The organism is Terriglobus sp. RCC_193 (assembly GCF_041355105.1).
GTDB lineage: Bacteria > Acidobacteriota > Terriglobia > Terriglobales > Acidobacteriaceae > Terriglobus.
This window is the reverse complement of the sequence record NZ_JBFUPK010000002.1, coordinates 202,983-228,937: the sequence shown is the minus strand read 5'-3', so window position 1 is coordinate 228,937 and position 25,955 is coordinate 202,983. Positions and strand designations below refer to the sequence as shown.

Sequence of the window (25,955 nt, the reverse complement as noted above, 5' to 3'; positions counted from 1 at the left end):
GATGCGTTAAGCCGTGGGATTTCTTGCGCCGTGGTTTCTTGGGGGATTTCTTGCGCTGGGGGTGCCGGTGTTTGTGCACCTGCTGCGGCGTCATGTCACGGTGCCGCGTCCTGTCGGGTCGCTGATGTTTTTTGAACGCGGCACGCAGAGCTCCACGAAGCATCGGCGATTGAAGTACCTGTTGTTATTTGTATTGCGTGCGGCGCTGGTGTTGCTGGTGGTGCTGGCATTTGCGAATCCATTTGTGAAGCGGCCTGCGGCTGATCCTGCCGGACGGTTGCTGATGATTGTGCTGGATAACTCGTACAGCATGCGTGCGGGTACTCGCTTTGAAGATGCGAAGCGTGCGGCGCTGGAGATGCTGGCGAAACGGACTGCTTCGCAGCGGGCACAGGTGATTGCGTTGGGTGGCCAAGTCCAGGTGCTGACGCAAGCGACGGAAGATGGGTCGCAGCTGCGGTCCGCGCTGGAGAGCATTCAGCCAGGCGATGGCCATGCGAGTTATGGCGAACTGGCGCGCACGCTGCGTTCGCTGCGCGAGGGGAGCAGGCAGCCTGCGGACCTGCATCTGTTCAGCGACATGCAGAAGTCTGCAGTGCCTGCGAGCTTTGCGGACATGGTGTTGCCGCCGGATGTGGTGCTGACGTTGCACCAGGTGGCAAAAGGGAATTCCACGGAGAACTGGACTGTGGCCAGTGTGGATGCGCCCGCGGAGATTGCGGATGTGAAAGACCCGAAGCAGTCACGCGCACGCGTTACGGTGACTGGATTCCATGCGCGTGCGGCGAAGAAAAGTGTGTCGCTGCTGGTGAATGGGCACATTGTTGCAACGAAGCAGGTGGACGTGCCGGAGAACGGCAGTGCCACGGTGGAGTTTGCGCCGTTGGATGTGGCTTATGGATTCAATCGCTGTGAGGCACGCATTGATGGCGGCGATGCGTTTGCTGCAGACGATGTGAGTTATTTTGCGATCCGACGTTCTGATCCGGAGAAGGTGTTGTTTCTGCATGGCATTGGCGATGCTCGTTCGGAGGTGTATTACGGTTCGGCGCTGGCGGCCGCGGCGCGTGCTTCATTCACGTTGCAGAGTACGAGTGCGGCTGCTGCGAATGATCTTGATCCTTCGCGATTTGCGTTTGTGGTCTTGTCGGATGCGGTGGCGCTGCCTTCCATCTTTGAACACAATCTGCAGGACTACGTGCAGAAGGGTGGCAATGTCCTGATCGCGCTGGGAACGGCTGCGGGGCATCATGCGCGTATCCCGCTGTGGGGCAGCGATGTGAAGGATACGCGCAGCTATAGTGCGAATGCGCCGGCAACGGTGGGGCAGGTGGACTTTACACATCCTGCGCTGCAGGATGCGCAGCCGGGGCGTGACAACGGCGGATGGGCAGAGGCGAAGATCCTTTATGCATCGCAGGTGGATGCGTCGAATGCGCGTGTGCTGGCGCGGCTGAATGATGGAACGCCGTTGCTGCTGGATCGTGCGATGGGCGAAGGGCATGTACTGCTGCTGACCACAGGGTTAGATAACCTGACGAACGATCTGCCGCTGCATCCGGTGTTTGTTGCGTTTGTCGATCGCAGCGCGCGGTATCTTGCCGGTGCAGAGCGACTGGCTGGTTCGCGCATGGTGGATAGCTTTGTAGTATTGCGTTCTGGAAATGCATCGACAGCGAATGTCGAAGTAATCGATCCGGACATGAAGCGTGCGCTGTCGTTGGAGGAAACGCGTACGGCGCAGACATTCCGGTTGGAGCGCACTGGTTTTTACAGTGTGCATTTTGCCAGCAGTCGGGATGCGGTGATTGGCGTGAATGCGAATCGACTGGAAAGCGATCTGGAGCCGATGCCGCAGGATTTGCAGCAGTTGTGGGCGGGAAGCAACAGCGGTGAAGCGCAGAGTCAAACTGTTGCAGCGACTAATGATGCGAAATTTCAGCGCGTGAGCTTGTGGTGGTGGGTTATGCTGCTGGCACTCCTCGTAGCGATTGCGGAGACAACGCTCTCCGGCAGCTACATGGCCACACAGCGGGAGGATGCATGAGTTATCAGGGCGAACTCCGCAGTTATATTGCACGCATCCAGCAACGGTTGCAGGTGCGGGCCGGCGTGCGTGGCGTGGCGATCTTCTTTGCAACAGCGCTGGTGATGACGCTGGTGCTGGTGTTGCTGCTGAATCATTATGCGTTTCCTCATGCGGGCACGGTGCAGTCGCGCGCGGTTTTGCTTGCAGTGCTTGTTGTTGTTGCGTGTGCAGGGATTGCATGGCCATTGTGGCGGATGACGGCATCGCGTGCGATCGCGAGTGTGGAGGCTTCGCATCCTGAACTTGAAGATCGTTTAACGACGTTCCGTCAGCGTGAGGAAGAGGCGAATCCGTTTGTTGAGTTGCTTGCTGCGGACACGCTGACGCGCACAGAAAATGTAGAACCGCACTCAGTTGTGTCAGCGTCCACGCTGGCGATGTTCGCTGGTGCTGGCGTTGCGTGTCTTGCGGCCTTGTTGTGGATGATTTTTGCTGCGCCGGGGTATGTGGGTTATGGAGCGTCGCTGCTGTGGCGTGGTGAACGAAAAGCTGTGCAGCCGTTGTATGCGATTGCGGTGCAGCCCGGCGATGTGACGGTGCGTCGTAATAGCGATCAACTCATCACGGCAGAGGTGACGAATCTGCATCCGGAACGCGTGGAGTTGTTTGCGCGTTTTCACAGCAGCAATGGATGGGAGCCGGTGGCGATGCAGGCGATTCCATCGGCAACGGGCAATGCGAGCTATCAGTTCACATTTACCGGTTTGCCTGAGGATGTGGAGTATTACGTTACTGCAGGGCCGTTGACTTCCGAACATCACACAGTGCGCGTGGCGGATCTTGCCGCGGTGAAATCAGTGAAGGTGACGTATCACTATCCTGCGTGGACGGGGTTGAAGACAGAGACGCAGGAACATGCAGGCGATCTGCGCGCGATTGAAGGCACGCAGGCAGAGTTACAGATCGAGATGGACCGCCCTCTGAAGGATGGCAACCTTTCGCTGGATGATGGGCGCACGATTCATCTGCAGCCTGTGGAAGGCAATCGTTACAAGGGAACGATTGCGATGGCCAAGGATGGGGCGTATCACGTTGCAGGAACCGCCGATGGCAAGCCGGTGCGCTTGAGCGAGGACTATTTCATTGCAACCGATAAGGCAGAACCACCGCAGATTGCGATTGAGAAGCCGGGGCGCGACTATCGTGCCAGTCCGATCGAGGAGGTGACGATCGGCGTGAAGGGCGGTGCGCAGTTTGGACTGCGCGATATGCATCTGCATTACAGCGTGAATGGTGGCCCGGATAAAGACATTGCCATATTGAACAAGCCGGGTGCGCGCGATGCCGATGGGAAGTACACATTGCGGCTGGAAGATTTCAAAATGCAGCCGGGTGACCTCATCAGCCTGTATGCGACGGCGCGCGATGGTCATGCGGAGTCGCGCACGGATATTTCGTTTATCCAGGCGGACCCGTTTGAGCGTGAGTTTTCGCAGTCGCAGCAGGGTGGTGGCGGTGGAGGAGGAGGCGGACAGCAGGGCAGCAACCAGACGGATATTTCGCGGCGACAGAAAGAGTTGATTGAGCAGACGTGGAAGCAGATCAACGACAAGACTGCCACGGAGAAGACTGCAAAGGCGCAGGGAGATTTTCTGTCCGGCGCGCAGAGTAAGCTGCGAGATCAGGTGAATGCGTTGAGTGTGCGCGTGAACAGTCGCGATCTTTCTGAAGCGAATGAGGAGTTCACTACTTTTGACAAAGCCATGCAGGAGGCAGCGAAGAACATGCTGCCTGCAAGCGAGAAGCTGGCTGTGACGAAGTGGCAGGGCGCTCTCGCATCAGAACAGAAAGCATTGCAGGCGTTGCTGCGCGCAGAGGCCACGTTCCGGCAGATCCAGGTGGCATTTGGACAGCAGGGAGGTGGGGGAGGTGGTGGTGGGAACAGCACGGGGCGCGACCTGGCTTCGCTGTTCGACCTGGAGTTAGATACCGAGAAGAATCAGTATGAGACGGCCCGCACCTCGTCTCCGCAGGAAGAACATCAGAAACAGGTGGAGGATGCGCTGGCGAAGCTGGATGCGTTGGCGAAGCGACAAGAGGAGTTGGCGCAGCAACAGAAGAATCCGCAGCAGGCGTTTCAAGAGCGTTGGCAGCAAGAGATGTTGCGTCGTGAGGCGGAGCAGTTGCAGCGGCAGATGGAGCAGATTGCACAGAATAATCAGAATGGTCAGCAGGGCTCATCGCAAAGCGGGCAACAGGGGCAGTCTTCTTCGCAGGGCGGACAATCTTCTTCTCAACGTGGACAACAGGGAAGCCAGCAGAATGGTCAGGGCACTTCCTCTTCCGGCAACAACGGCCAGCAACAGGCCCGCAGTAGTAGTAGCGGATCGCAAGGGAGTGCGGATCAGAGGATTGAACAGGCTTTGAATCGTGTTCGCTCTGCCAGCGATGCGATGAAGCGTGCGGGAGCGCCTGGTGCAAACAGCAGCAGTGCGGAGGCGCAGCGGCAGGCGGCGGAGCGTTTGCGTGAGGCAACGGGCTTGCTTGGTGGTGCGCAGCAGAACCTTGCGGGCAATCGCATGGGACAGCTTTCACGTGAGGCTGATCGTATTCAGCAGGAGGAAAAGGCGCAGGCGCAGCGCGTGGATGACTTCACGAAGCAGACACAGAATCACAGTTTCAATCCGCAGGACATTCAGAACTTCATGCGGCAGCGAAACCAGCTTGCGAGTGATCGGCAAGAGTTGTCGGATAGCTTATCGAAGCTGCAGAAGAACATGCGCGACGCAGCGTCGGGCATGGCTTCGAACCAGCCGGATGCGGCGAAGAAGGTGCGCGATGCGTTGTCGGAGATGGACAACAGCGATCTCGACAATCGCATGCAGCGTAGCGCGGATTGGTTGCGCAGCGGCATTAATCCCAACAGCAACGGTACTGAGAAGGGCATTGCAGATGGCTTGTCGAAGTTGTCGCAACAACTTCATGCAGCATCCGGCGCCGTGGGTAGTGGCAATGGACAACGCACAGGTGACGCTGGCAAGCCTGATCAGACAGCGGCACTGGGGCAGGTGGCGCGTTTGCGTTCGCAGTTGCAGGCAATGCAGGCTTCGCGGCAGGGCAATGGCTTGAATCGTGGTGGCAGCGGTCAGCAGGGGAATGATTCGCAGAATCGCAACGGACAGCAAGGCCAAGGACAGCAGCAGGGCAATGGATCGCAACAAGGCGGCGGTGCGCAGTCCGGCCAAAATGGCGGAGGTCAGAGCGGCAATGCGCAAACAGCGGGCAATCGTAGCGGTGGCGCTTTGACTCGCGGTAATAGCCGCGACGGTGCTACCGATGATCGTGGTGGCCAGCTTGGTGATCTGGGTAATCGCGTGAATGCTGGCGGAGGAAATCGGGGCACGGTCTTTGGCGGCGTCAATACAGGCAACAACACCTATGCTGGTGGCGGTACTGCGGTTGGCGCGAAAGACACCTCGGATAATCCCGCGGATACGGAACGAAATTTCCAGCAGTCGTTGCGACAGTTGCAGGCGTTGCGCGGCATGGTGCGGGATGATCCGCAGGCGCAGAAGGATCTTGCCGAGTTGACCCGGCAGATGCAGAACCTGGACCCGAAACGGTTCCCGGGGAATCCTGCGATGGTGGAACAGATGCACAGCGACGTGTTGCGCACAGTGGATCGCCTGGAACTGGAGTTACAGCGCAGTGGTGAAACTACAGCGCATACGGGAACTCCGCAGACCATCCCGGCGGGATATAGCGATTCCGTTGCGGATTATTATCGGCGGCTGAGCAAGAACAGCAGCCGATAAACGCGATTTAAAGAGCAGCTTCGCGAAGTCTGTCTGCGATGGTGACAGCTTCACGTGTGCGCTGGACATCGTGAACGCGGACGATGTGTGCGCCCGCGATTGCGGCCATGACGTTTGCTGCTGCGGTGGCTTCATCGCGTTGCTGCGGCGCGGGAGGTGTTGCTCCAGCCGGGTCTCGCAGCGTGTCGCCAAGGAAGCCTTTACGTGAAAGCCCTGCAAGCAGAGGGAAGCCGAGTTCCTGAAGACGATCCATCTCGTGCAGCAACGTCCAGTTTTCATTGCCGATTTTGCCAAAGCCAAAGCCCGGATCAAGGACAATGCTGGATTGGTTGCATCCTGCAAGCATCAGCCGCGAGGCGGTTTCGCGGAGCTCGTCCATCACCGTGGGAATGATCCGGCCTGGTTCCAGGCGTGGTTGCGTGGCCCATTCAGAAGGCAGGCCGCGTGTGTGCATGGCAACGACGCCGCAGCGCAACTCCGCGCAGGTAGAGGCCATGTCGCGGTCCCACAGCATTCCGCTCACATCGTTGACGATCTCTGCGCCTGCATCGATAGCAACACGCGCTGTGGAGGCGCGGTAGGTGTCTACGGAGATGATCGTGTCCGGTCGCGTGTGTATAAGACTGCGAATCAGGGGCAGGATGCGGGCCTGTTCTTCGTCTGTACTCACCGCGTCTGTGGTGCCTGCTGCCGTGCCGGGGCGGGTGGATTCCCCGCCAATGTCGATGATGTCGGCGCCGTGGTCCAGCATGTACAACGCGTGTTGCAGGGCAGTGTCGGGGGACACGTACTCGCCGCCGTCAGAGAAAGAGTCCGGCGTGGCATTGAGGATGCCCATGACCAGTGTGCGTTTCCCCAGCGTCAACGCGCGTGTGCGCAGTTTCCACTCATATTCGCCGCGGTGTGCAATCTGCATAGTTTCCATTGTAGGAAACGAACTGGTCTTGCCGTTGAAAACGCCACAGAACGCGGTACACTCAGCCGCATGAGCTTCCGGTTTCTGCCTGTTCTGTTGCTTTCTGTGTCGATTGCATCTGCCAGTGGGCAGACGCAGGCGCTACCCACGTATGACGGCCTGCCCCTGTCGGAGCGTGTGCAGCGCATTACCAGCGAGCCGAATGTGGTGCGTGCACACTGGGGCGTGCGTGTGACGAAGCTGGACGGAACGCCGGTGTTCACCATGAACGATGTGCAGCTATTTCAGCCCGCGTCGAATGCGAAGCTGTTCACCACGGCTACGGCAATAGCGCTGCTTGGTGCGGATACGACCTTTGAAACGCGCGTGATCGCAAATCCTCTCAAGCCGATACACGACGGCAATCTGGAAGGCGATCTGGAATTGGCGGGTGACGGTGACCCGAATCTTTCGGGCACCACGTTGCCGTATCTCTCACCTGCGCAGCGACCAAAGGTTGACCCGAATGCACCGCCGGTTGATCCGCTGCGATATCTGGCGCAGCTTGCGGATAAGGTTGCTGCGACGGGGTTGAAACATGTTGCGGGGAATATCGTTGGTGATGACACGCTGTTCCCTTATGAGCCGTATCCCGAGGATTGGAGTATTGACGATGCGGTCTGGGGTTATGGTGCACCTGTCTCCGCGCTGACCATCAATGACAACCTGATCAACATCAAACTGAAGCCGGGTGCGAAGGTTGGCGACCCCATCACGTATGAGCTTTCACCTGCAATGCCGTGGTACTCCATCGACACGGTGGATGCGAAGACGGGCGATGCGAAGAGCGGTTCGCACCTGGTCATCGACCGTATGCCGGATTCGCGCAATATCCGCATCTATGGCTCGATTGCAGTGGATAGCGCGCCGGACAATGAAGAGCTTGCGATGAATGATCCCGCAGACTATGCGGCTACGGCGTTCAAGATGCTGCTGGAACAGCGTGGCATCAAGGTGGATGGGAAGCCTGTGAGCAAGCATCGGCTGCCGCAGAATGAAGGCAGTTTTACCGTGGAGGCGCGTAAGCCGGTGACGCTGCCAGAGGCCGGCGTATTGGCGCATCGCCCGGCTGTTTCGTCTGAAAATGTTCCTTCGGCTTCTACGAATGGCAGTGACGTTGTGTTGGCATCATTTGCATCGCAGACTGTTGCGACGGACATGATGCTGACCAATAAAATTTCGCAGAACCTTCATGCGGAGATTTTTCTGCATCAGCTTGGCGCGGCGTTTGGTAATGGTTCCACGTTGAGCGGGGCGCGTGTGGTGCGTACGTTTGTGACGCAGCGGGCAGGAGTGGATCCGGAAGATTTCATCTTCTTCGACGGCTCGGGGCTGAGCGGGCATGATCTTGTCACGCCACGCGCGATCACCACGCTGCTGCAATATGCAGCCACGCAGCCGTGGTTTGCGGCATGGAAGGCGACTCTGCCAGTGGGCGGCGAAGACGGAACATTGCGCGCGCGTTTCCCCGGTGCGCCCATGAAGGACCATGTGTTCGCGAAGACGGGAACATTAAGCGAAGCGCGTGCGCTGTCGGGATATATTGATTGCGCCAGCGGGCAGACGTTGATCTTCTCGGTGATGGTGAACGCGCATACGCCACGCACCAGCGATGACATGAAGGCGATGGATCGGATTGTGTCGGCGATTGCTGCCACAAATTGACGGGGTGATGCAGTTGCCAGTGGCGCGGCAGGAATGTGACCATCGTTCGCATGAAGCTGACGCCCCATGTTCTCGCACTGTGCCTCATCCTGCCTGTTGCAGCCAGTGCACAGGCAAAACATATACCGGATCTGCGCACGGAAAAGATTGAGTGGACGTGGGCCGATCGGCCCGAATCACCCAATCCGGCGCTGCCAAATGTTTTGCTGCTGGGCGATTCCATTACGCGTGCTTACTATCCGTCAACGGTGAAGGCGCTGGAAGGTGTTGCGAATGTGTATCTCTTCGCTACTTCGGCATGCAGCGCGGACCCGCGTTATACGGCACAGTTAAAGGACTACATGGCGCTTGCGGCAGTGCCGTTTGCGGTGATCCATTTCAACAACGGCATGCATGGATGGCGATTTACTGAGGCGGAATATGCGGCATCGCTGCCGGGCGTTGTCAGCACGTTGAAGAAGCTGCAGCCGCAGGCACGTCTGGTGTGGACCGATACGACACCTGTCCGCAAAGACTCGGATACAGGCGCTACGAATGCTCGCATTGACCAGCGCAATCGCGATGCGGCGCAGGTCATGCAGCGGCTCAACATCTCCGTGGACGATCAACATGCGTTGATGCAGCCACACGCGGACATGCATTCTGACGACGTTCACTGGAACGCGGCAGGCAGCGATCTGCAGGCTGCGCAGGTCGCTGCCCTGGTGCGGAGACAGTTAGGCCGCTGAGGTTATACGGTTGCGGTTCTGTAGGCGCGTTTCACGCTCATCAGCAACAGCAGTCGCGAGAAGCCGGTGAACAGAATCGAAAATCCCAGCAGCGTTCCGATGACCCATGTGGCAGCGGCCAGCACGTGTGCCCAGATGATGCAGGACAGTACGAGCGAAATAACACCGTCCAGCAGCAGCCATCCGGAGCCGGGAATGCTTCGCGCTGCAAGGCCGCCCACAATCTCCATAATGCCCTTGATGAGCAGATAGACGCCGAGGATTGCGGTCAGCCCCACCAGTCCGGCCAGCGGGTGCATGAAGGTATAAATGCCGCAAAAGAGATAGACCAGTGCGACCAGAAATTCCCACAGGTGTGCTCCCACGCCGCGCACCTGCCATGCGAATACCAGGTGCAGGAATCCCATCAGGATCAGGCCCCAGGCGAAGATGGCTGTCACCGCCACGCCTGCTACCAGAGGCATTGCCAGGGCAAGGAATCCAAGCACAATCATCAGCACGCTGATGGCGATGGAGACGCCGTGAGAACGTTCCGTTGCGACAACTTCTGTTCCAGCCATATCAAAATTCCTCCCGGCCCTCATGGTGTGCCTTCCTGTGATACAAGTCCACCGTAAAAACATGTAGTCTGCGGCGATGGAACCCTTTGAGACGTACCAGGGCTGGCGCGGCACGCTGGTGAAGCGCATTCGTACAGAGGCCCTGCCTCCGGAAAAGTTCTCTCACCAAGCGCGTCTCTATGCGCTGACGCGGGAGATCGCCGCCAGTGTTCGCGAGCCTGTGGATGACGATGTCCTCTTTGGCGCGGCCTGGGTGCATGATCTGGGGGTGTTTCTCGGGCATCGGCCATCGGAGCCGGAGGCGTTGAAGCGGTGGGACTCCACAGCCTACACCGTGGCGCACGCAGGCGAAGTTCTGCGCGAATGCGGGTTTCCGGCAGAGAAGATTGCGGCTGTGATTGAGTGCATACGCACGCACGAGGCTCATGGAGAACCCACCACGGTGGAGGGGACGATTCTTCGCGACGCCGATCTGCTGGAGCAACTGGGTGCCGTCGCAGTGATGCGGACGACGGCAAAGATTGCGCAGGATACGCGGTTCGTTACCTTTGCCGATGCGGCGCGCTCGCTGGAAAAGGCGCTTGTCACGGTGCCGCCGCAGATCCGGCTGGAAAAGACGAGGGAACTCGCCATGCCGCGCATCGCCGCGCTGCGCAGTTTTCTGGATTCACTGCAGTGGGAATCGGGTGGCCTGCTGGATTAAGAGCGGAACGTTAAGCCTTCTCTCAGAAACGTCAGGGTTCCACGGCCTGACGCATGCGTTTGTCGGAATAGATGCGCCATTTCCTCACACGTAACAAACTGGTAACGACTCACGCCAGTCACTTACGGGAATCAGGGGAGCGCGCCTAGTCTGAAAGGGCTCTGATGTATGATTCTCCGCGGCCGGCCAACGGCATGCCCGCGACCCCCAACGGAACCGTCTCCCGCTCTCTTTCGGTGCGCACGGTGGCGCTCGCCCTTGCGGCAACGCTGCTGCCCACCCTGAGTCATGCTGCCACCCGTCACACCGCCGCGCATCCTGCTGCAAAGCATGGAAAGGCTGCGCCTGCTCACACGACTGCTGCCAAATCCGCGAAGTCCCATCGCAATACGGAACTGGAGCGCGCGGAAGCAGCCTCTCGTAAACCTGCGAAGGGACACGCTGCGAAGCGGGTGACTGCTGCGAAACCGGAAGTCGCCATAAAACGGCCTGCCGGACGCGAAGCCATTGAGGCGGCGCGTGCCGAAGTGCGAGGCGCACATGCAGCGGCTCAGACGAAGTCTGCTGCCGTAGCCGAGGCCCCCAGCCGCAAGGCAGGCGCCCCGGCGGAAGCGGCAACTGTCGATCGCGCCACGCAGGACCGTGTTCATGCGTGGTACAAGTCGCACACGACTGCGTCCTCTGATGAAACGGCAGATATTGCTGCACCTGCCAAGCCCGCAACGGCGAAGGCAAAGCCGGTAAAGCAGGTGGTTGCACCGGATCTTTCTCCGACACCACGCAAAGCCACGGTGGAAGACTTTGATCGTGCGTTGGAACAGCAGCGGCAGGCCCTCCGTACGGCGCAGGCGCAAAATCTTGCTCGCACCACGGACGACGATGACGCCGCCGAGGCTGCCACGCAGATTCCCCGTACCGCGCCCACAGCCCGCGTTGCTTTGCCGTTCGTCCATGGCGATTTGCTGGCTCAGGCCGCCAGCGACCAGGACACTGCTGTGCCGGATGTTGCGCCGCCAGAGCGTGTTCGTACAAACACCGTCGACACGGCATCTGTGGATACAACAAAAGCGAATCTTCCTAAACCGATTGTGATTCGCAAGGATGCTGCTTCTGCAGTCGCTGCGGTGAAGACTGCGGCCAGGAAGCCGGAACTGGACCCGCAAACCACACAGGCGCTTACCGACGCCACGTTTGACGATGACGGCGATGCTCCGACAGATAACACTCGCACCGTTAAGGCTGCTCCTGTAGTACGGCGCGCTGTTGCTGCCAGCGATGAGGATGCGGCGGATGCAGCCGTGATTCCTGCCGTCAAGGTCGATCTGTACGATACGCGCGGACGCATCAAAATGTTGCCCGCCATGAAGGGCAGCCACGAAATCCTGGTGCACCAGAACCAGATGGCAGTTGCCGACGGTCTGGATCGCATTGAAGATGACGACCAGCTTCAGCAGATGCGGCATTACAAGCTGCTGGTGTCACTGCCGAATAACGAGTCCATCATGGTGAACGACACCATGCCTGCGAACCGGCGGTATGCGCGTCCGTGGACGGTTCGTTTTCTGAACGATCTGGCGCGCGCCCACTATGCGCGCTTCCATACGCCGCTGGTCATCACCTCCGCCGTGCGTACGGTCGAGTTTCAGAAGCATCTGGTCCGCATCAACGGCAATGCAGCACCACCCACTGGTGATGTCGCTTCGCCGCATCTTTATGGACAGGCCATTGACCTGGGCAAACGTGGCATGAGCATGACGGAAATCGCATGGATGCGTGCCTACCTTACGCCGGTGGAAGTTGCCGGAAAGGTTGACGTTGAAGAAGAGTTCCAGCAGGCCTGCTTCCATATCAGCGTCTATCGCCGCTACCTTGGATTGCCGCAGAAGAAGAATGCGCCCACACCGGACGCTTTGCCGCAGCGCAGGATGGAACTGGTAAAGGCTGTGCCGGCACCCTCCAGGCGCCGCAGGCATATCTCCGCATTGCTTGCTGCCGGAGTGCGTTAGCACTTGCCGCAGACTGGGGTGCCGCCCGCGACACAGCGTTTTGACAGCGTGGATGTGTTGCGCGGCATCTCCATCGCGGCGGTGGTGCTGCATCACTGTTATATCCGCTTCGTAATTGCAGGACACGATCTCGGCCATGTTCTGCCACAGGCATTATGGCGAATACTGTTCCTCAACGGAGGCAACGGTGTCACGGTTTTCTTCGCCGTTTCCGGCTTCCTCATCACTTACATTTCACTGCGCCGCTTTGGCTCACTCACTCATCTGAAGCCACGTGTTTTCTATCGCATTCGTTTTGCACGTATTGCGCCTCTGCTGCTGGCTTTGCTTGCACTCCTCAGTATCCTGCACCTGCTGCACATCAATGCGTTTTACATCTCCCCAAAGCGCGCAACACTTCCACAAGCTCTCATTGCTGCACTCACTTTTCATCTCAACTGGCTCGAAGCAAAGCGCGGTTATCTCCCAGCGAATTGGGATGTCCTATGGTCTCTCTCGATTGAGGAGATGTTCTATCTTTTCTTTCCGCTTGCGTGCCTTCTGCTTCTGCGTATACGCCGCGTCGGTATGCTGCTGTTCTGCCTTCTGCTTACCACATTGATCGTGCTTGCCCCGCTGGGCCGAACCCTCTGGGCGGCCAACGAACTCGAGGCAGAAAAGTCCTACCTCGGCGGCATGGGTGCCATTGCCATGGGCTGCCTCACCGCGCTTCTTCTGCAACGCTGGCAAATGCGCCGGACCCTGCCTTCCCCCACCAAACTTCTTGCACTCGCATGGTCCGGTGGGGCGCTCATGCTCTTTGCGGAGATGCCGTTTCGCGTTACCGCCATCCGCCCGTTCATGCACTGGATTGCTGTACGTGATCTGGATGATTCGCTGCTTACGTTCGGCGCCTGCATGGTCATCTTCGGCCTCGTCGCCCGTAATCGTGCGGGTTCGCAGTGGGTCGTGCCAATTCGTTGGCTTGGCCGTCTTAGCTACGAGGTTTACCTTACACACGAGTTTTTCGTGATCGGCGTCACGCTCCTGGCGCTGCATATCGGCCACACTACCGGTAAGGGTCTGGGCCGCGGCATGGTGGCGTGGAGCCTGTTCACGTTGCTGCTCAGCTCTGCCTTTGGATGGCTTGTTGCCACCTGCTTTTCTGAGCCCATGAATCGCCGTCTCCGCGGCGCACCCCACCCTGCGGAACTTACTTCTCTGCCGGATCGTAGATAGAGCGGTACAATCCTCCACACCGCATACCGGAGACGATTCATGTCCGCTTATCCTGAAGCACTCCCGCCGGGCCCCATCGACCAGTACGATAATCAGCCGCCACTCACGCCTGTTCAGCGTGTCCTCAACATCTTTTATGCGCCCTCGAAGACCTTCGCGGATCTTCGTCGCAACCGCTCCTGGTGGCTTGCATTCGTCGTCATGGCCATCTTCGGTTATCTCTTTAGCACCACGGCGCTGACCAAGGTTGGGCCGCGCGGACTGGCGGAATCTTCCATCCGTAACAGTCCCGCTCAGACGGAGAGGATGCAGAACGCCTCACCGGAAGGCCGTGCGCAGATGATCTCCATCACGGCTTCCATCATGCAGGTTTCGCTGTGGGCATGGCCGGTCTTTGTGCTGGTTTCGGCGGCCATTGGTGCTCTGCTGTTGTGGCTGGGGTTCAACTTTATTCTTGGCGGATCCGGCACATATCCCGGCATGTTTGCCGTGATGATCTTTGCGTATTTACCGGGCATCTTCCGATCCGTGCTGAGTACGGCGGTACTGCTCTTTGGCGAGACGGAAAACTTCAACCTGAACGACCCCGTCGGTACCAATCCGGGCTTCTATCTCGGCACTGACTCTTCTGTTTTCCTGAAGACTCTTCTTGGTTCGGTGGATGTGTTCTCGCTGTGGACGCTGGTTCTTATGGCGATTGGCGGGGCCATTGTGGCGCGTGTGAAGGTGAAAAATGGCGTGGTGATGGTCCTGGTTACATGGCTTATTTACGCGTTGGGTAAGGCCGCTATCGTCGCTGTCAGGGGTTGAGGCACTCCGAAGCGCACGCTCTTTGTGCAAATGTGGTGCAATAAAAAGATCGCATTTTGAACGCAACGAGTCCATTTCAACCGCGCCGCTGGCTCCGCAACGGCCACCTGCAGACGATCGTCGGCAACTTTCTGCCGCGCATGGATCGCCTGCCCGTGGCCACGACGGAACTGGTTCCCGTGCCATTGCCGCAGGAGATGCAGTCGCTGCCCGAAGCCGTGGCGCTGGATCAGCATCTGCCCAGCCGCATTCTTTGCCATTGCCACTGGCAACCGGAGCCGGAAGGCCGTGTCACGGTCGTGCTGGTGCATGGTCTTGAGGGATCGTCGTACTCACAGTACGTGGTGGGAAATGCGAACCGCCTCTTTGCAGCGGGATGCAACGTGGTCCGCATGAACATGCGCAACTGCGGAGGCACCGATGCGCTTTCGCCCACGCTGTACCACTCCGGTATGTCTGGCGATGTAAAGGCTGTGCTGGCGTGGCTCATTGCGCGCGGTTGCGGCCGCGTTGTTCTGGCGGGCTACAGCATGGGCGGTAACCTGATGCTGAAGGCGGTGGGGGAGTTCGCAGACGAAGCTCCGCGGCAGCTGATCGGATGCGTCGCCGTTTCGCCCGTGATGGATCTGGGAGAGAGTGCCGACGCACTGCATGAGTCGCAGAATCGCCTCTATGAACGCCGCTTTCTGCGCGCTCTGTTGCAGCGTTATCGGCTTAAGTGTCGTTTGTATCCCGCAGTGTATGCGCCGGAGCTTGCCGCACGTGTGCAATCCATCCGCGATTTTGACGAGTACATCACCGGCCCTGCATGTGGCTTCACTGGCGCCAGTGACTATTACCATCGCGCTGCTTCGGCGCGGGTTCTGGATCGCATTATGGTGCCGACGCTGGTGCTGCATGCATGTGACGACCCCTTCATCCGACTGACTGCCAACACGCGGCAGAAGCTGGTATGCAATCCGCACATCACGCTGCTGGAGCCGCAGAACGGTGGCCACTGCGCCTTCCTCGAACAACCCACGCAGGATTACGACGGCTATTATGCGGAACGCCTGTTGCTGGATTTTGTGAAAGACCGCGCTGCCGATTCTGCGCGGGAGCGGGTGCCGCTATGCTGACCGACTGGAATGCCGCATGTGGCCCGGACGACCCCGTCCTGGTGGTGCCCTGGGCATCGCCGGATGGTTTGCTGCAGTGGGTAGACCTGCGCGAAGACCCGTATGCCGTGAATGAGATTCCCGAGGGGGAAGACTATCCCGCTCTGCTCGCGGCCCTGCGTGCGTTGAACGGTTCACGTTCGCCTGTGTTCACCGCAAAGTGCGATGTGTGGGCGATGGATGCGGATGAACTGGATGCCATGCGCGACGAGCTTCTGCTGGATGAGGAAGTTGCCACGGCGGGCCTTGCTTCTTATATCGATCTGCTGTGGCGCGACCGCACCATCTTTGCCTCGCGCCATCGCATGGAACAGATGCTGCACCGGCTGGACCGGATACTCACGGATCTTCCTTACTCGCTGGCTGCGGCGGAACTGACGATGCGGCCGGCGGTGCTCGACCTGGAAGGAACGGTGGCGGAGGGCTTTGCCATTACGCTGTACGCCAAGGGCGTGGGTGTGGATGAAGCGGAAGCGGCGCAGCGGTGGGATGAGGCGTTGCGCGCCATCACCGCCACCTTCCGCAGCCGCGAACTTGCTGGAAACTAATAAAGTCTACGGGCGGTTCAGGTCTTTGATGGTGTCACTGACCACATCTGCAGCCTTGCCTGCGGCATCCTTGATGTGGCCAACGGTCTGCTCGCCTGCGCCTTCGTCTGCCAGATCATAATTGCCCGTGGCTTCACCGAACTTCTGCTTGGCCGCGCCGAGTATGCTTTCGCCGCCACCCTTGACGCGCTGCTTTGCACCCCATGCGCCAATGCGATTTGCAGCATGTTCCACGTCAGGATCGCTGTAGGTGTTTTCCGGTTCGTTCAGTGCGGCAACGACCACAGCGGCAGCGCCAACAGCAAGTCCGGCAATCAACCAGGGGAAGGCTTTCATCGTAGATTCTCCTGCCTTGCTGTGATGCAGAAACCAGCGGGCGCGGCAGGATTCCGTGTGGCATCGGTACACTCAAGAAGCAATGTCCACCACCGTCCGCTCCTACGCAAAGATCAACCTCGGCCTGAGGATCGGCCCACCACGCGCGGACGGCTTCCACGAATTGCATACGCTGTACCAGACCATTGGCCTGCACGATGAGGTGACGGTCAGGGCGAAGGCGGCAGCGGCTACGCGCATCACCATGGACTGCACCGATCCCCGGGTGCCCACGGACGCTCGCAATACTGCTTTCCGCACTGTAGAGATGGCGTTGGAGGCGATGGGTCTGGCGGCGGAAGTTCACCTGTCGCTGACCAAGAACCTGCCGGTACAGGGTGGGCTGGGAGCCGGATCAGCCAATGCAGCGGCGGCGCTTCTCGGCCTGGAGAGAGAACTGGGCACTGCGCTGCCGGGTCCGCAGCGTATGGCGCTGGCAGAGCGCATCGGTTCCGATGTCCCACTATTTCTTTTGGGAGGAACGGTTTACGGGCATAACCGGGGGCAGATTGTGCTGCCGTACCCTGATCTACCAACGATGCATTGTGTGGTTTTCGCGCCCACGGTGGGATCAAGCACTCCGCTGGCGTTTAAGGCCTGGGACGAGCAGGTTTCTCGATTGACCCCCGAAGCCGCGCAGGATAGACTTGATGAGTTGAGCCGCGTCTACGCGTCCGCATTCGCCTGTACGGGAGCAGACAGTCAGACCGGCGCCTCCGGTGCTTTCGGAACACTCGATGCGGGACATAAGAACCTGCAACGATCCGGGAGCCTGGCCGGGAATCCTCTTCCTGCGCTTGTCCGTACCGGGATTGCGAACGACTTCGAAGAGGTCGTCTTCCAGCAACACCCCTTCCTGCGCGACATTCTGCATGCCCTTCGGGGCGATGAGGCTCTCGGGGAATCGTCCGCGATGATGGCGGCGCTTTCCGGCTCCGGTTCGTCCTTGTTCGGTTTATACCGGACGGAGGCAGACGCAGAAGCGGCACAGGCACGCACCGCGGGGTTTGCAGGACGGTCTTTTAAGACCATTTCCCTTACTCGCGAGGCGTACTGGAGTTCCATGTTCGTCTGAAGCCAGTGGCTTCCGGCGGATTGCGGCAAATCGCCGGGGTTGTCAGGCCAATGTCTTTAGTACACTGGAACTGGCAGAGTTCCCAAGCGTCAAACGGCGCGACGGACTTTTTGGGCGATCGACTAATGGTAGGTCAAGTGCCTTTGACGCACTTTGTCTAGGTTCGAATCCTAGTCGCCCAGCCATCAAGCGTCGATGCTCCCCAGCGGCAGAGTTCTACGAGAGGGGGCAGAGGCAGGACAATCCGGCAGAACCAACCAACGCTAAACGGCTTGGAGGCTCGTACCGCAGTGACCACACCCGAATCCATGTCAACCGCCGCAACCGCTACTCCCGTCATCACCGAACCCATTACTGACCGCGCAACGCTGATTGCCGCAGGCGGCACCGCGAAACAGCCCGCTCCGGAGAAGAAGCGTTCCAGCCGTCTGGCGGATGATCGCCGCTTCAAGATTTTCTGCGGCTCCGCAAATAAGGCGCTGTGCGAAGAGGTCTGCCAGTTCCTGGGTGTGCCCATGGGCCAGACCAAGCTCATCAGCTTTTCCGATGGCGAGATCCACTTCCAGTTGCTGGAGAATGTGCGCGGCGCCGATGTATTTCTGGTCCAGCCGACCTGCGCTCCCGTGGAACGCCACATCCTGGAACTGTTGATCATGATTGACGCGCTGAAGCGTGCATCGGCAGGTCGCATCACGGTGGTGATTCCGTACTACGGATATGCTCGCCAGGATCGCAAGGACCGCCCACGTGTTGCGATTACATCGAAGCTGGTGGCTGATCTGTTGCAGACCGCCGGTGCGAACCGCGCGCTGCTCGTCGATCTTCACGCGGCGCAGATTCAGGGCTTCTTCAATATCCCGGTGGATCACCTGTTCGCATCGCCGGTACTGGTCGGTTATTTCCGCGATTTGAATCTGCCGAACCTGACCGTGGTTTCGCCGGATGCAGGTGGCGTGGAGCGTGCGCGCTTCTTCGCCACCAAGCTGGGCGTGCCGCTGGCCATTGTGGACAAGCGCCGTACCGATATCAACGTGACAGAAGTGATGAACGTAATCGGCGATGTGAACGGTCGCACCTGCATCATTCTGGATGACATTGTGGACACCGCAGGCACGCTCACCAAGACGGTGGATGCACTGCTGGAGAACGGTGCCACGGATGTTTACGCCTGCGCATCGCACGCGGTGCTGTCTGGTCCTGCGGTGGAACGAATTAAGAACAGCAACCTGAAAGAACTGGTTGTGACCAACACCATTCCGCTCTCGGAAGAGGCGGCTGCGGTGGACAAGATTAAGGTGCTTTCGGTGGCTGGCCTGTTGGGCCGCGCCATTGAAAGCATCCATATGGAGACGAGCGTTTCGACGCTCTTCTCGTAAGTTTCAGGGAACAGGGAACAGGGAACAGGGAACAGGGAACAGCCTGTCCGTTGCCGGTTTATAACGCAACGACTGACTTGCAAGGCAAGCAGCTAACAGCGGCGAAAATCCGCGAAGGGAGTAAGAGCGAGGAATCAGGCGCGGAGAGCAAGGATGCTATTCCCTGTTCCCTGAATCCTGTTCCCTGTCTCTCGCGCCCGAAAGGAAAACATGGCAAACACAGAAGCAGTAAAAGCAACACTCCGCTCAGGTAAGTTCAACAAGAATGCAGCGCGTCGCGTGCGCGTGGCCGGTCAGATTCCCGCCGTTGTATACGGTGCGGGACAGGAGTCGGTGGCGGTTGCGCTGGACCCCAAGGTCATCACGAAGATCCTGCACTCGGAATCCGGCCACAACACCATCTTCGACCTGGACGTTGAAGGCGGCACTGCAGCAAAGGCCATGATCGTGGACTGGCAGTATGAGCCCATCAAGGGCAAGCTGCTGCACGTTGACCTGAAGCGTATTGCTATGGACAAGGCCATGCGCGTTAGCGTTCCGGTCATGCTGGAAGGCGTGCCGACGGGCGTGAAGAACAGCGGCGGCATTCTGGATCAGTTGCTGCGCGAAGTGGAACTGGAGTGCCTGCCGGGCGATATCCCGTCGCACATCGACGTGGACGTGAGCGGACTGGAACTGCATGGCTCCATCCACGTGTCAGACCTGCCGCACGCTGGCAAGTACAAGTTCCTGGTTCCGGAAGACACGATGGTTGCGCACGTGACGATCATCAAGGAAGTTGCACCCGTTGAGGCCACTCCTGCTGCTGAGCCGGAAGTGACGAAGGGCGCAACCAAGGCTGCCGAACCGGCAAAGAAGTAAACCTTCGTTTCTCTCGTTTCTCCCGCTGTTCGTTGCTCTCGTGAAACGAAACGGGAGTAACGATAGCCAACGAGAGCAACGAGAGGAACGCGACCGTGAAGCTGATTGTGGGACTTGGAAATCCGGGCCCGGAGTATGCTTTCACGCCGCACAATGCAGGGTTTCTCGCCATCGATCGCATCGCAGAAGATCGCGGTGCGATGGTGGTGAACCGGCGCAGCAAGGCACTTACCGGCAAGGCAGTAATCGCCGGAGAAGAGTGCCTTCTGGTGAAGCCGGAAACCTTCATGAATCTGAGTGGCCTCGCAGTCGCTCCGCTGATGAAGGAATACGGGCTGGACCCGGCAAAAGACCTGATCGTGCTGTATGACGAACTGGCCTTTCCGCTGGGCGAGCTTCGGCTGCGGCCCAACGGCAGCAGCAACGGGCACAACGGTGTGAAGAGCATCACCGGCGTGCTTGGAACAGAAGATTGGATTCGCATCCGGATTGGCGTAGGGAAACCTGCCCTGTCGGATGGCCGCGAGATCAAGGCAGGGGGTAAGGATTACTTACTAACTCCCATGCGCAAGACAGAACTCGCGGTGATGGATGAAGTACTTGATTGTGCGGCACGGGCAGTCGAGATGGTGGTTGGAGAGGGCATCGCAGCGGCGATGAACCGCTTCAATCAGAAAGACAGTTGTAAGTCTTAGTTGTAAGTAACTAAGAGCCTGCATACCACTTACTTTCCATACCTTCCGTTGCGAAGGTGCGGAGTTTACTCCGCAGAAAGAGAAGCAAAAATGAACCGTACGTATGAAGTGATGTACATCATTCGCCCCGACCTCGAAGAGGCGGATCTGGATAAGCTGATCGAAGGCTTCACCGCCGTTGTGACCAATGGTGGCGGCGAAGTTACACAGACTGAGAAGCTGGGACGTCGCCGTCTGGCTTACGTCGTCCGCAAGTTCCAGGACGGCCTGTATGTGCTGATGCACGTGTCGGCAGACGGTCCCCTGGTGGCTGAGCTGGAGCGTCGTCTCCGCGTGACGGAACAGGTGATCAAGTTCATCACTGTCCGCACCGACGAGGAGAACAAGCGCCTGGCCAAGATCAAGGCCCACCGCGATAGCCGCGTAAAGGTTTCCGACCAGCAGGCTGCTGCAGCCGCTGCCGCAGCGGCCGCCGTCGCAGCAGAAGCACCGGTTGCTGTAGCTGCGGTGGAAGCTCCGGTCGCAGTGGAAGCTCCGGCTGAGACTGAAGCTGCTGCTGTCTAAGTTAGCCTGTTAAGTTTCTGGTTCCGCTAACTACGGAACTTAGAAGTTTGGTTAAGTACCTGCGACGATCTGCTTCCGTATGACCATGGGATTCAATGCAATCCCGGAGCATGACGCCGCCGAACCCGATGAAAGGATTGGCAACAATGGCTGACGAAACCAGCACCCCTAGCACCCCGACTTCCTCCGCTCCGGCGCAGGGTGGATCGCGTCCTCCCCGTCCGGCGGGCGGCCCCGGCGGCCGCAAGTTCTTCCGCCGCAAGAAGGTCTGCAAGTTCTGCGTGGAAAAGATCGACAACATCAGCTACCGCGACGTTCGCCTGCTGCAGGGCTTCGTGGCGGAGCGCGGCAAGATCACGCCGCGTCGTCTGACCGGTGTCTGCACCACGCACCAGCGCCAGCTCTCGCAGGCCATCAAGCAGTCGCGTAACATCGCCCTGCTGCCGTTTGCCGCGAAGTACTAAGTCGAACTTACTCAGCGTGACTTAACGAGTAAGTCGCGCTCCACCGGACAGCGCACGACGCGCGTCCGCAAGGAGAAAGAACATGGAAGTCATTCTGAAGGAAGACGTCGAAAGCCTCGGTCACCGTGGCGACGTCGTTAAGGTTGCAAACGGCTACGGCCGCAACTATCTGCTGCCGCAGCACCTGGCGATTGAAGCCACCGCTGGCAACAAGGCAGTCATCAAGCAGATGCAGGAATCCGCAGCCCGCAAGGCAGCCAAGGACAAGGCTGTTGCGCAGGAGCAGGCAGAGAAGCTGAACGCTGTCGAGCTCACGTTCGAGCGCAAGGTCGGCGCGAACGATGTGCTGTTCGGTTCGGTTACCTCGGCTGACATTGCTGCTGAGCTTGCCAAGCAGGGCTACGAGATCGATCGCCGCAAGGTGCACCTGGAGGAGCCGCTGAAGCAGATCGGCGAGTTCCACGTGCCGGTGAAGATCTACCGTGAGGTTTCGGCCCACGTGAAGGTCACCGTCAAGAGCGACGACCCGAACTACGTTCCCAGCGCCGTTGTTGTCGCTGAGGAAGAGACCGCAACCGAAGAGTAATTCTTCTGCTGCAGGAACAAGAAAGGCATCCGGTGAACCGGATGCCTTTTTGCTTGTGCGAATCTCTTACCGCGATTCCAAAGGTTGTTGATGGAGTTTGCGTTGCAACAGCAACGCGGTGATAAGAAAGTAAACCGCACCGAAAACAGCGTAGCCGCCAAGGTCTTTCGCGTGCAGCTTACCGCTTAGGCCACCCAGCGTGAACGCTACACCTGCCGCGGTGGACTGCGCTCCGCTGAGGATCATGGCCCACTGACCGCCGAGCTGCTTACGGCGCGCGATTCCAACGGCAAGTTGCAGCAGGCCAGCCACAAGCGCCCATGCACCAAAAGATGCGATGGCATACGCCGGATGCGAAACATTCGTTACGCCGATAGAGATCGCGGTCAGCACACCCAGCGCAACATTTGCCTGCAGAATCACGCGGCCTTCTGAAGCCGAGCGTAGGTCAAACAAGGTGGCGGCGACATCCCAGAGCGGATACAGCACGAGCAGCGCTGCCGTAATGCCAGGACCGAGGGAGCCTTTGATCACGAAAGCCGCCCAGACAATCTGGACCAATGTGCGGGTGAGATACAGGTTACGAAGGATGCGAGTTCTTGCTTGCATGTTCAAAGCCTTTCAATCTACTAGTTGGTTAATCGGAGAGCCCAAAACGATGCCTTGCATAGTGGGCGTCGCAGAGGATTACGGTGTAATGCGCTTCAGGGCAGCATCTGTAGCCAGTTGAAAAACTTCGCAATTACCGGATACGCGCGCGGAAAGCATGGCGCCGTGGACAGTCGCCATAAATAACTGCGCTTCCGATTCGATTGAAGATTCCAGCCGGATGCTTCCGTGTTGCGCGCCCGCTACCATCGTTCGTTGTATCCAGGCAGCAAGGTCTTGGAAATGAAGCCGAACCTCCGCCTGTACCTTATCGGGCAGTGATGGCAGTTCTGCCGCCAGCAGCGCAGCTACACAGAATGAGATGGATCGGTCACGAATGCAGCCCTCCCAGTACTTCACATAGGTCTGTAAGCGCTGTGCAGGGTTTGGGAAATTTGTGTCCAGCGTCTCCATGGACTGCACCAACCCCTGTCGATGCGCTCTCAGAACAGCAACGGCAAGCGCCGCTTTGGTGGCGTAATGGAAGTGGATGCTTGCCTTGGTAATTCCAATGGCATCAGCAATATCAGCGTAGCTAAACGCGGAATAGCCACGCTCCGTCATAAGCTGGCGAGCGGAGGAGAGAATGCGATCTGCGGTTTCACCTTTCACGTTAGATATGACTATCTACTAGATGGTCAGGATGCAGGAAATTTATTGTTTTCAATGCACGACGATGCCGTACAGACATTGCCACGTTTTCAAGACAGAGTCAGGACGGCTTTTGGGTAGTCTGTTTCGTTGCCATCGTTCGGTAATGTGCGGCCAGTGTGGCGTCTCCCGATTTATCGGCGGCGAGTGCTGCACTTCTCCATCCATTCAGGCGGTTTGGGCTTAGCTTCATGGACGCCTGATACTCCGCCAACGCCTCTTTCGGCTTGTTCTCCAGCATCAGCAGATCGCCCAGCATTTCGCGTGCGGGAATATCCACTTCATCCTGTCCCTTCTTGTCCTGCGCATCGGCGGCTGCGCGCATCGTGGCTGCGGCGTCTTGCGGTTTGTTCTGAGCGAACTGCAACCAGGCCAGCACCTCATTCCGCTTAATGTCGACGGAGGGCACGATCCACGAGAACGGCGACGCTGCGACCTTTGTGCGTGCCTGATCGATACCGGCAAGAGCGCGTTTCGCCGTCGACTCATCCTTAAGGTGTCCCGCGGCCACACCCATGCCCCACCACGTTAAAAAATCTTCGCCAATGCTTGCGCCGGGCGGCGGTGTGGCATTGGCAAGCACCTTCCAGTCGTGCGTTTCGATGCCGTAGATGGCGTGCAGTTCTCCGTCGAAGAACGGACCATCATCCTTCATGTCATCCATGCCGGGCATGTTGTGCATCTGCTGGCCGATGCCGCGAATTCTGCTCAGCAGCAGGCGGGATTTTTCCGTCTGCCCGGTTTGCAGATAGGCATAGATGAGGAACTCATCGGCATGCATCTGGTGCGCGCCGCCGGGCTGGTGTGTGGCCAGAGCATGTAGCGAGGCACGCACCGACGCTTCGTTGGAAGCGATGTCCTCTTGCCACATGCCGAGACGCGCAAAGATATGTCCGGGCATGTGCAGCGCGTGTGCGGAGGACGGCGCTATCTTCGCGTATTCACGTGCGGCTGCAAGACCATCCTTTGCCAGCGCGGGTGTGTCGCAGGTGTGAATGATGTAGTGCGCCAGGCCGGGGTGCTGTGGATGCGCTGCAAACAGCGGCGTCAGAATCGCAAGTGCCCTCCGCTCTTTCATCAAACTAGTATCAGACGGCTGTACCGATGCAAGAATGGCAAGCGCATCGAAGGCAGCCACTTCTACATCCGCGGGAAAGCGAGCGTGCAGCGCATCCATTGCGTTGGCATAGCGCGTGGTGCGTTCCGCATAATCTTTTGCGGGCGCATAGAGCGCGCTCAACGCACCGATGTATCCATGTTCTAACTGTGTCGTAGAAGATTGCGCTGCGGCAGTTGTTCGAGATTTGGCAATCTCCTCTTCACCGGCTGCCAATGTTGCGGCGTTCGGCACAGACCAGAGCGGCTGAAAGAGTTCCATTGCCAGACCCCAATGCGCCATCGCACACGTGGGATCGCTCTGTGCAATGGCAGCGAACTGCTGTTGCGCCTCGGTGTAGCCAAACGAATGCAGCAACGCGACGCCGCGTTCTAATCCTGCTTTTGAAGCAGGTTTGCAGGACGTGGGAAACGTCACGTGCCCAAGTTGTTCTGTAGAGGCATGGCTATGCGGATGGTTCTCCATACCGGGCATGGAAGCCATGGATTGCGCGTGGCTGATGGTGGAGACGGTCAGCAGAAGGGTGCCGAAAATGCGGAGCATGGCGCAAGATTAGGCGCGTCCAGTACACCTCGCAAGTGCTTTCCAGCATTCAGGATTGCTACACTCGCCAAGTAATGATTCCTGCACGCCGCAAACGCCGCAAGGGCCCCACACCGCGTCATCCGTTTGACCTGCAACACGGGACCGACACCGGCAACCTGATTCCCGGAGAAGACCTGGAAACCGGCCACGCGCATGACCGCCACATCACCGCGTATCACGGCGTGGCGCCGTCGTTGTTTCGCAAGCTGATGGCGCGATGGCAGACGTTTGCGCAGCATCCGGTGGAGCGAACGGTGTTCATCGATATTGGCGCAGGTAAAGGGCGGGCGATGCTGCTGGCATCGGAAATGCCGTTTCGCCGCATCGTTGGGGTGGAGTTGCACCCAGCGTTGGCGGCGGCCACTCGCAGCAACATCGAGATATGGCAGGTTGCGCACAACACACCGCCGATGCGGCTGGAAGAGGCAGATGCCATGCGCCTTCGTATGCCGACGGGTCCATGCCTGCTGTTCCTGTTCAATCCGTTTGACATGGTGTTGCTGGATCGGTTGCTGGATCGGCTGAAAGAGCAGTTCCGCAACCGTCCCGGCGAACTGGATCTGCTGTACGTAAACGACGAGCAGCGCGAATTGATGCAGGATTATCACAAGGGTTTTCGCGAGTTGTGGCGCGGTCGCATCCATCATTCTCGGGAAGACCGCATCGCGGATAAAGCGATCATCGAGCACGACGCAGGCGACATGTACGTCACCACAGGCTACGAAGACTGTGGCATCTGGCGGTTGGAAACGTAGAGTTCTGCC

The 25,955-nt window shown here is 58.7% G+C and carries 24 protein-coding genes and 1 tRNA gene; 19 read left to right on the top strand and 6 right to left on the bottom strand.

Going from position 1 to position 25,955, the window contains the following annotated elements; translation table 11 throughout:
* Positions 1-13 precede the first annotated feature (13 nt).
* A complete protein-coding gene (locus AB6729_RS09675; RefSeq protein WP_371081404.1) occupies positions 14-2,047 on the top strand; it encodes a VWA domain-containing protein in 2,034 nt (677 codons plus the stop codon).
* Complete coding sequence (locus AB6729_RS09670) at positions 2,044-5,844, top strand: hypothetical protein (protein ID WP_371081403.1); 3,801 nt, start codon at positions 2,044-2,046, stop codon at positions 5,842-5,844. Before AB6729_RS09675 ends, AB6729_RS09670 begins: the two co-directional genes overlap by 4 nt.
* Before the next feature lie 7 nt (positions 5,845-5,851).
* Here AB6729_RS09670 and folP read toward each other — a convergent pair whose 3' ends face one another.
* Positions 5,852-6,760, bottom strand: a complete 909-nt coding sequence (gene folP / locus AB6729_RS09665) for a dihydropteroate synthase (RefSeq protein ID WP_371081402.1) — start codon at positions 6,758-6,760, stop codon at positions 5,852-5,854.
* 69 nt (positions 6,761-6,829) lie between these two features.
* On the opposite strand from folP, the gene dacB reads away from it, so the two are divergent.
* Both dacB and AB6729_RS09655 read left to right on the top strand, forming a co-directional pair.
* A complete protein-coding gene (gene dacB, locus AB6729_RS09660; RefSeq protein ID WP_371081401.1) occupies positions 6,830-8,464 on the top strand; it encodes a D-alanyl-D-alanine carboxypeptidase/D-alanyl-D-alanine-endopeptidase in 1,635 nt (544 codons plus the stop codon).
* A 50-nt stretch (positions 8,465-8,514) separates the two neighbouring features.
* On the top strand, positions 8,515-9,192 hold the full coding sequence (locus AB6729_RS09655; protein WP_371081400.1) for an SGNH/GDSL hydrolase family protein: 678 nt from the start codon (positions 8,515-8,517) through the stop codon (positions 9,190-9,192).
* A gap of 2 nt (positions 9,193-9,194) precedes the next feature.
* Here the strand turns inward: AB6729_RS09655 and AB6729_RS09650 are convergent, their stop codons facing one another.
* A complete protein-coding gene (locus AB6729_RS09650) occupies positions 9,195-9,752 on the bottom strand; it encodes an HdeD family acid-resistance protein (protein ID WP_371081399.1) in 558 nt (185 codons plus the stop codon).
* Positions 9,753-9,828: 76 nt separating this feature from the next.
* Between AB6729_RS09650 and AB6729_RS09645 the strand changes: the two genes are divergently transcribed.
* From AB6729_RS09645 to AB6729_RS09620, 6 genes are all read left to right on the top strand, one after another.
* Positions 9,829-10,455, top strand: a complete 627-nt coding sequence (locus tag AB6729_RS09645) for an HD domain-containing protein (protein ID WP_371081398.1) — start codon at positions 9,829-9,831, stop codon at positions 10,453-10,455.
* Positions 10,456-10,619: 164 nt separating this feature from the next.
* A complete protein-coding gene (locus AB6729_RS09640) occupies positions 10,620-12,461 on the top strand; it encodes a DUF5715 family protein (RefSeq protein ID WP_371081397.1) in 1,842 nt (613 codons plus the stop codon).
* Between the two features lie 3 nt (positions 12,462-12,464).
* A complete protein-coding gene (locus AB6729_RS09635) occupies positions 12,465-13,679 on the top strand; it encodes an acyltransferase family protein (protein WP_371081396.1) in 1,215 nt (404 codons plus the stop codon).
* A gap of 39 nt (positions 13,680-13,718) precedes the next feature.
* Complete coding sequence (locus AB6729_RS09630) at positions 13,719-14,489, top strand: YIP1 family protein (protein ID WP_371081395.1); 771 nt, start codon at positions 13,719-13,721, stop codon at positions 14,487-14,489.
* Positions 14,490-14,545: 56 nt separating this feature from the next.
* Positions 14,546-15,607, top strand: a complete 1,062-nt coding sequence (locus AB6729_RS09625; RefSeq protein ID WP_371081394.1) for a YheT family hydrolase — start codon at positions 14,546-14,548, stop codon at positions 15,605-15,607.
* Entirely contained in the window at positions 15,601-16,194 is a 594-nt protein-coding gene (locus tag AB6729_RS09620; RefSeq protein WP_371081393.1) for a hypothetical protein, read from the top strand. The genes AB6729_RS09625 and AB6729_RS09620 overlap by 7 nt, the downstream gene beginning before the upstream one ends.
* Positions 16,195-16,200: 6 nt before the next feature.
* On the opposite strand, the gene AB6729_RS09615 is transcribed toward AB6729_RS09620, so the two are convergent.
* A complete protein-coding gene (locus tag AB6729_RS09615; RefSeq protein ID WP_371081392.1) occupies positions 16,201-16,530 on the bottom strand; it encodes a CsbD family protein in 330 nt (109 codons plus the stop codon).
* A gap of 82 nt (positions 16,531-16,612) precedes the next feature.
* Between AB6729_RS09615 and AB6729_RS09610 the strand changes: the two genes are divergently transcribed.
* The 8 genes from AB6729_RS09610 (at position 16,613) to rplI (ending at position 22,190) form a co-directional block, all read left to right on the top strand.
* Entirely contained in the window at positions 16,613-17,644 is a 1,032-nt protein-coding gene (locus tag AB6729_RS09610) for a 4-(cytidine 5'-diphospho)-2-C-methyl-D-erythritol kinase (RefSeq protein ID WP_371081391.1), read from the top strand.
* A 111-nt stretch (positions 17,645-17,755) separates the two neighbouring features.
* A tRNA-Gln gene (locus tag AB6729_RS09605) sits at positions 17,756-17,829 on the top strand.
* A 105-nt stretch (positions 17,830-17,934) separates the two neighbouring features.
* The gene (locus tag AB6729_RS09600) at positions 17,935-19,020 is read left to right on the top strand and encodes a ribose-phosphate diphosphokinase (RefSeq protein ID WP_371081390.1); all 1,086 of its coding nucleotides are present in this window, start codon (positions 17,935-17,937) and stop codon (positions 19,018-19,020) included.
* Between the two features lie 210 nt (positions 19,021-19,230).
* Positions 19,231-19,881, top strand: coding sequence for a 50S ribosomal protein L25 (locus tag AB6729_RS09595; RefSeq protein ID WP_371081389.1), 651 nt, complete (start codon positions 19,231-19,233; stop codon positions 19,879-19,881).
* A 95-nt stretch (positions 19,882-19,976) separates the two neighbouring features.
* Entirely contained in the window at positions 19,977-20,576 is a 600-nt protein-coding gene (pth, locus tag AB6729_RS09590) for an aminoacyl-tRNA hydrolase (RefSeq protein ID WP_371081388.1), read from the top strand.
* A 90-nt stretch (positions 20,577-20,666) separates the two neighbouring features.
* Positions 20,667-21,140, top strand: a complete 474-nt coding sequence (gene rpsF, locus AB6729_RS09585; protein ID WP_371081387.1) for a 30S ribosomal protein S6 — start codon at positions 20,667-20,669, stop codon at positions 21,138-21,140.
* Positions 21,141-21,286: 146 nt separating this feature from the next.
* Positions 21,287-21,604, top strand: a complete 318-nt coding sequence (rpsR, locus tag AB6729_RS09580) for a 30S ribosomal protein S18 (protein ID WP_047494348.1) — start codon at positions 21,287-21,289, stop codon at positions 21,602-21,604.
* Positions 21,605-21,686: 82 nt separating this feature from the next.
* Positions 21,687-22,190, top strand: a complete 504-nt coding sequence (rplI, locus tag AB6729_RS09575; RefSeq protein ID WP_371081386.1) for a 50S ribosomal protein L9 — start codon at positions 21,687-21,689, stop codon at positions 22,188-22,190.
* Positions 22,191-22,256: 66 nt separating this feature from the next.
* Here rplI and AB6729_RS09570 read toward each other — a convergent pair whose 3' ends face one another.
* The 3 genes from AB6729_RS09570 to AB6729_RS09560 all read right to left on the bottom strand — a co-directional run bounded on the left by AB6729_RS09570 (position 22,257) and on the right by AB6729_RS09560 (position 25,149).
* Positions 22,257-22,799, bottom strand: coding sequence for a hypothetical protein (locus tag AB6729_RS09570; RefSeq protein ID WP_371081385.1), 543 nt, complete (start codon positions 22,797-22,799; stop codon positions 22,257-22,259).
* Positions 22,800-22,877: 78 nt separating this feature from the next.
* A complete protein-coding gene (locus AB6729_RS09565) occupies positions 22,878-23,450 on the bottom strand; it encodes a TetR/AcrR family transcriptional regulator (protein WP_371081384.1) in 573 nt (190 codons plus the stop codon).
* Between the two features lie 100 nt (positions 23,451-23,550).
* On the bottom strand, positions 23,551-25,149 hold the full coding sequence (locus tag AB6729_RS09560) for a hypothetical protein (RefSeq protein ID WP_371081383.1): 1,599 nt from the start codon (positions 25,147-25,149) through the stop codon (positions 23,551-23,553).
* Between the two features lie 74 nt (positions 25,150-25,223).
* On the opposite strand from AB6729_RS09560, the gene AB6729_RS09555 reads away from it, so the two are divergent.
* The gene (locus tag AB6729_RS09555; protein ID WP_371081382.1) at positions 25,224-25,946 is read left to right on the top strand and encodes a class I SAM-dependent methyltransferase; all 723 of its coding nucleotides are present in this window, start codon (positions 25,224-25,226) and stop codon (positions 25,944-25,946) included.
* Positions 25,947-25,955: the final 9 nt, after the last annotated feature.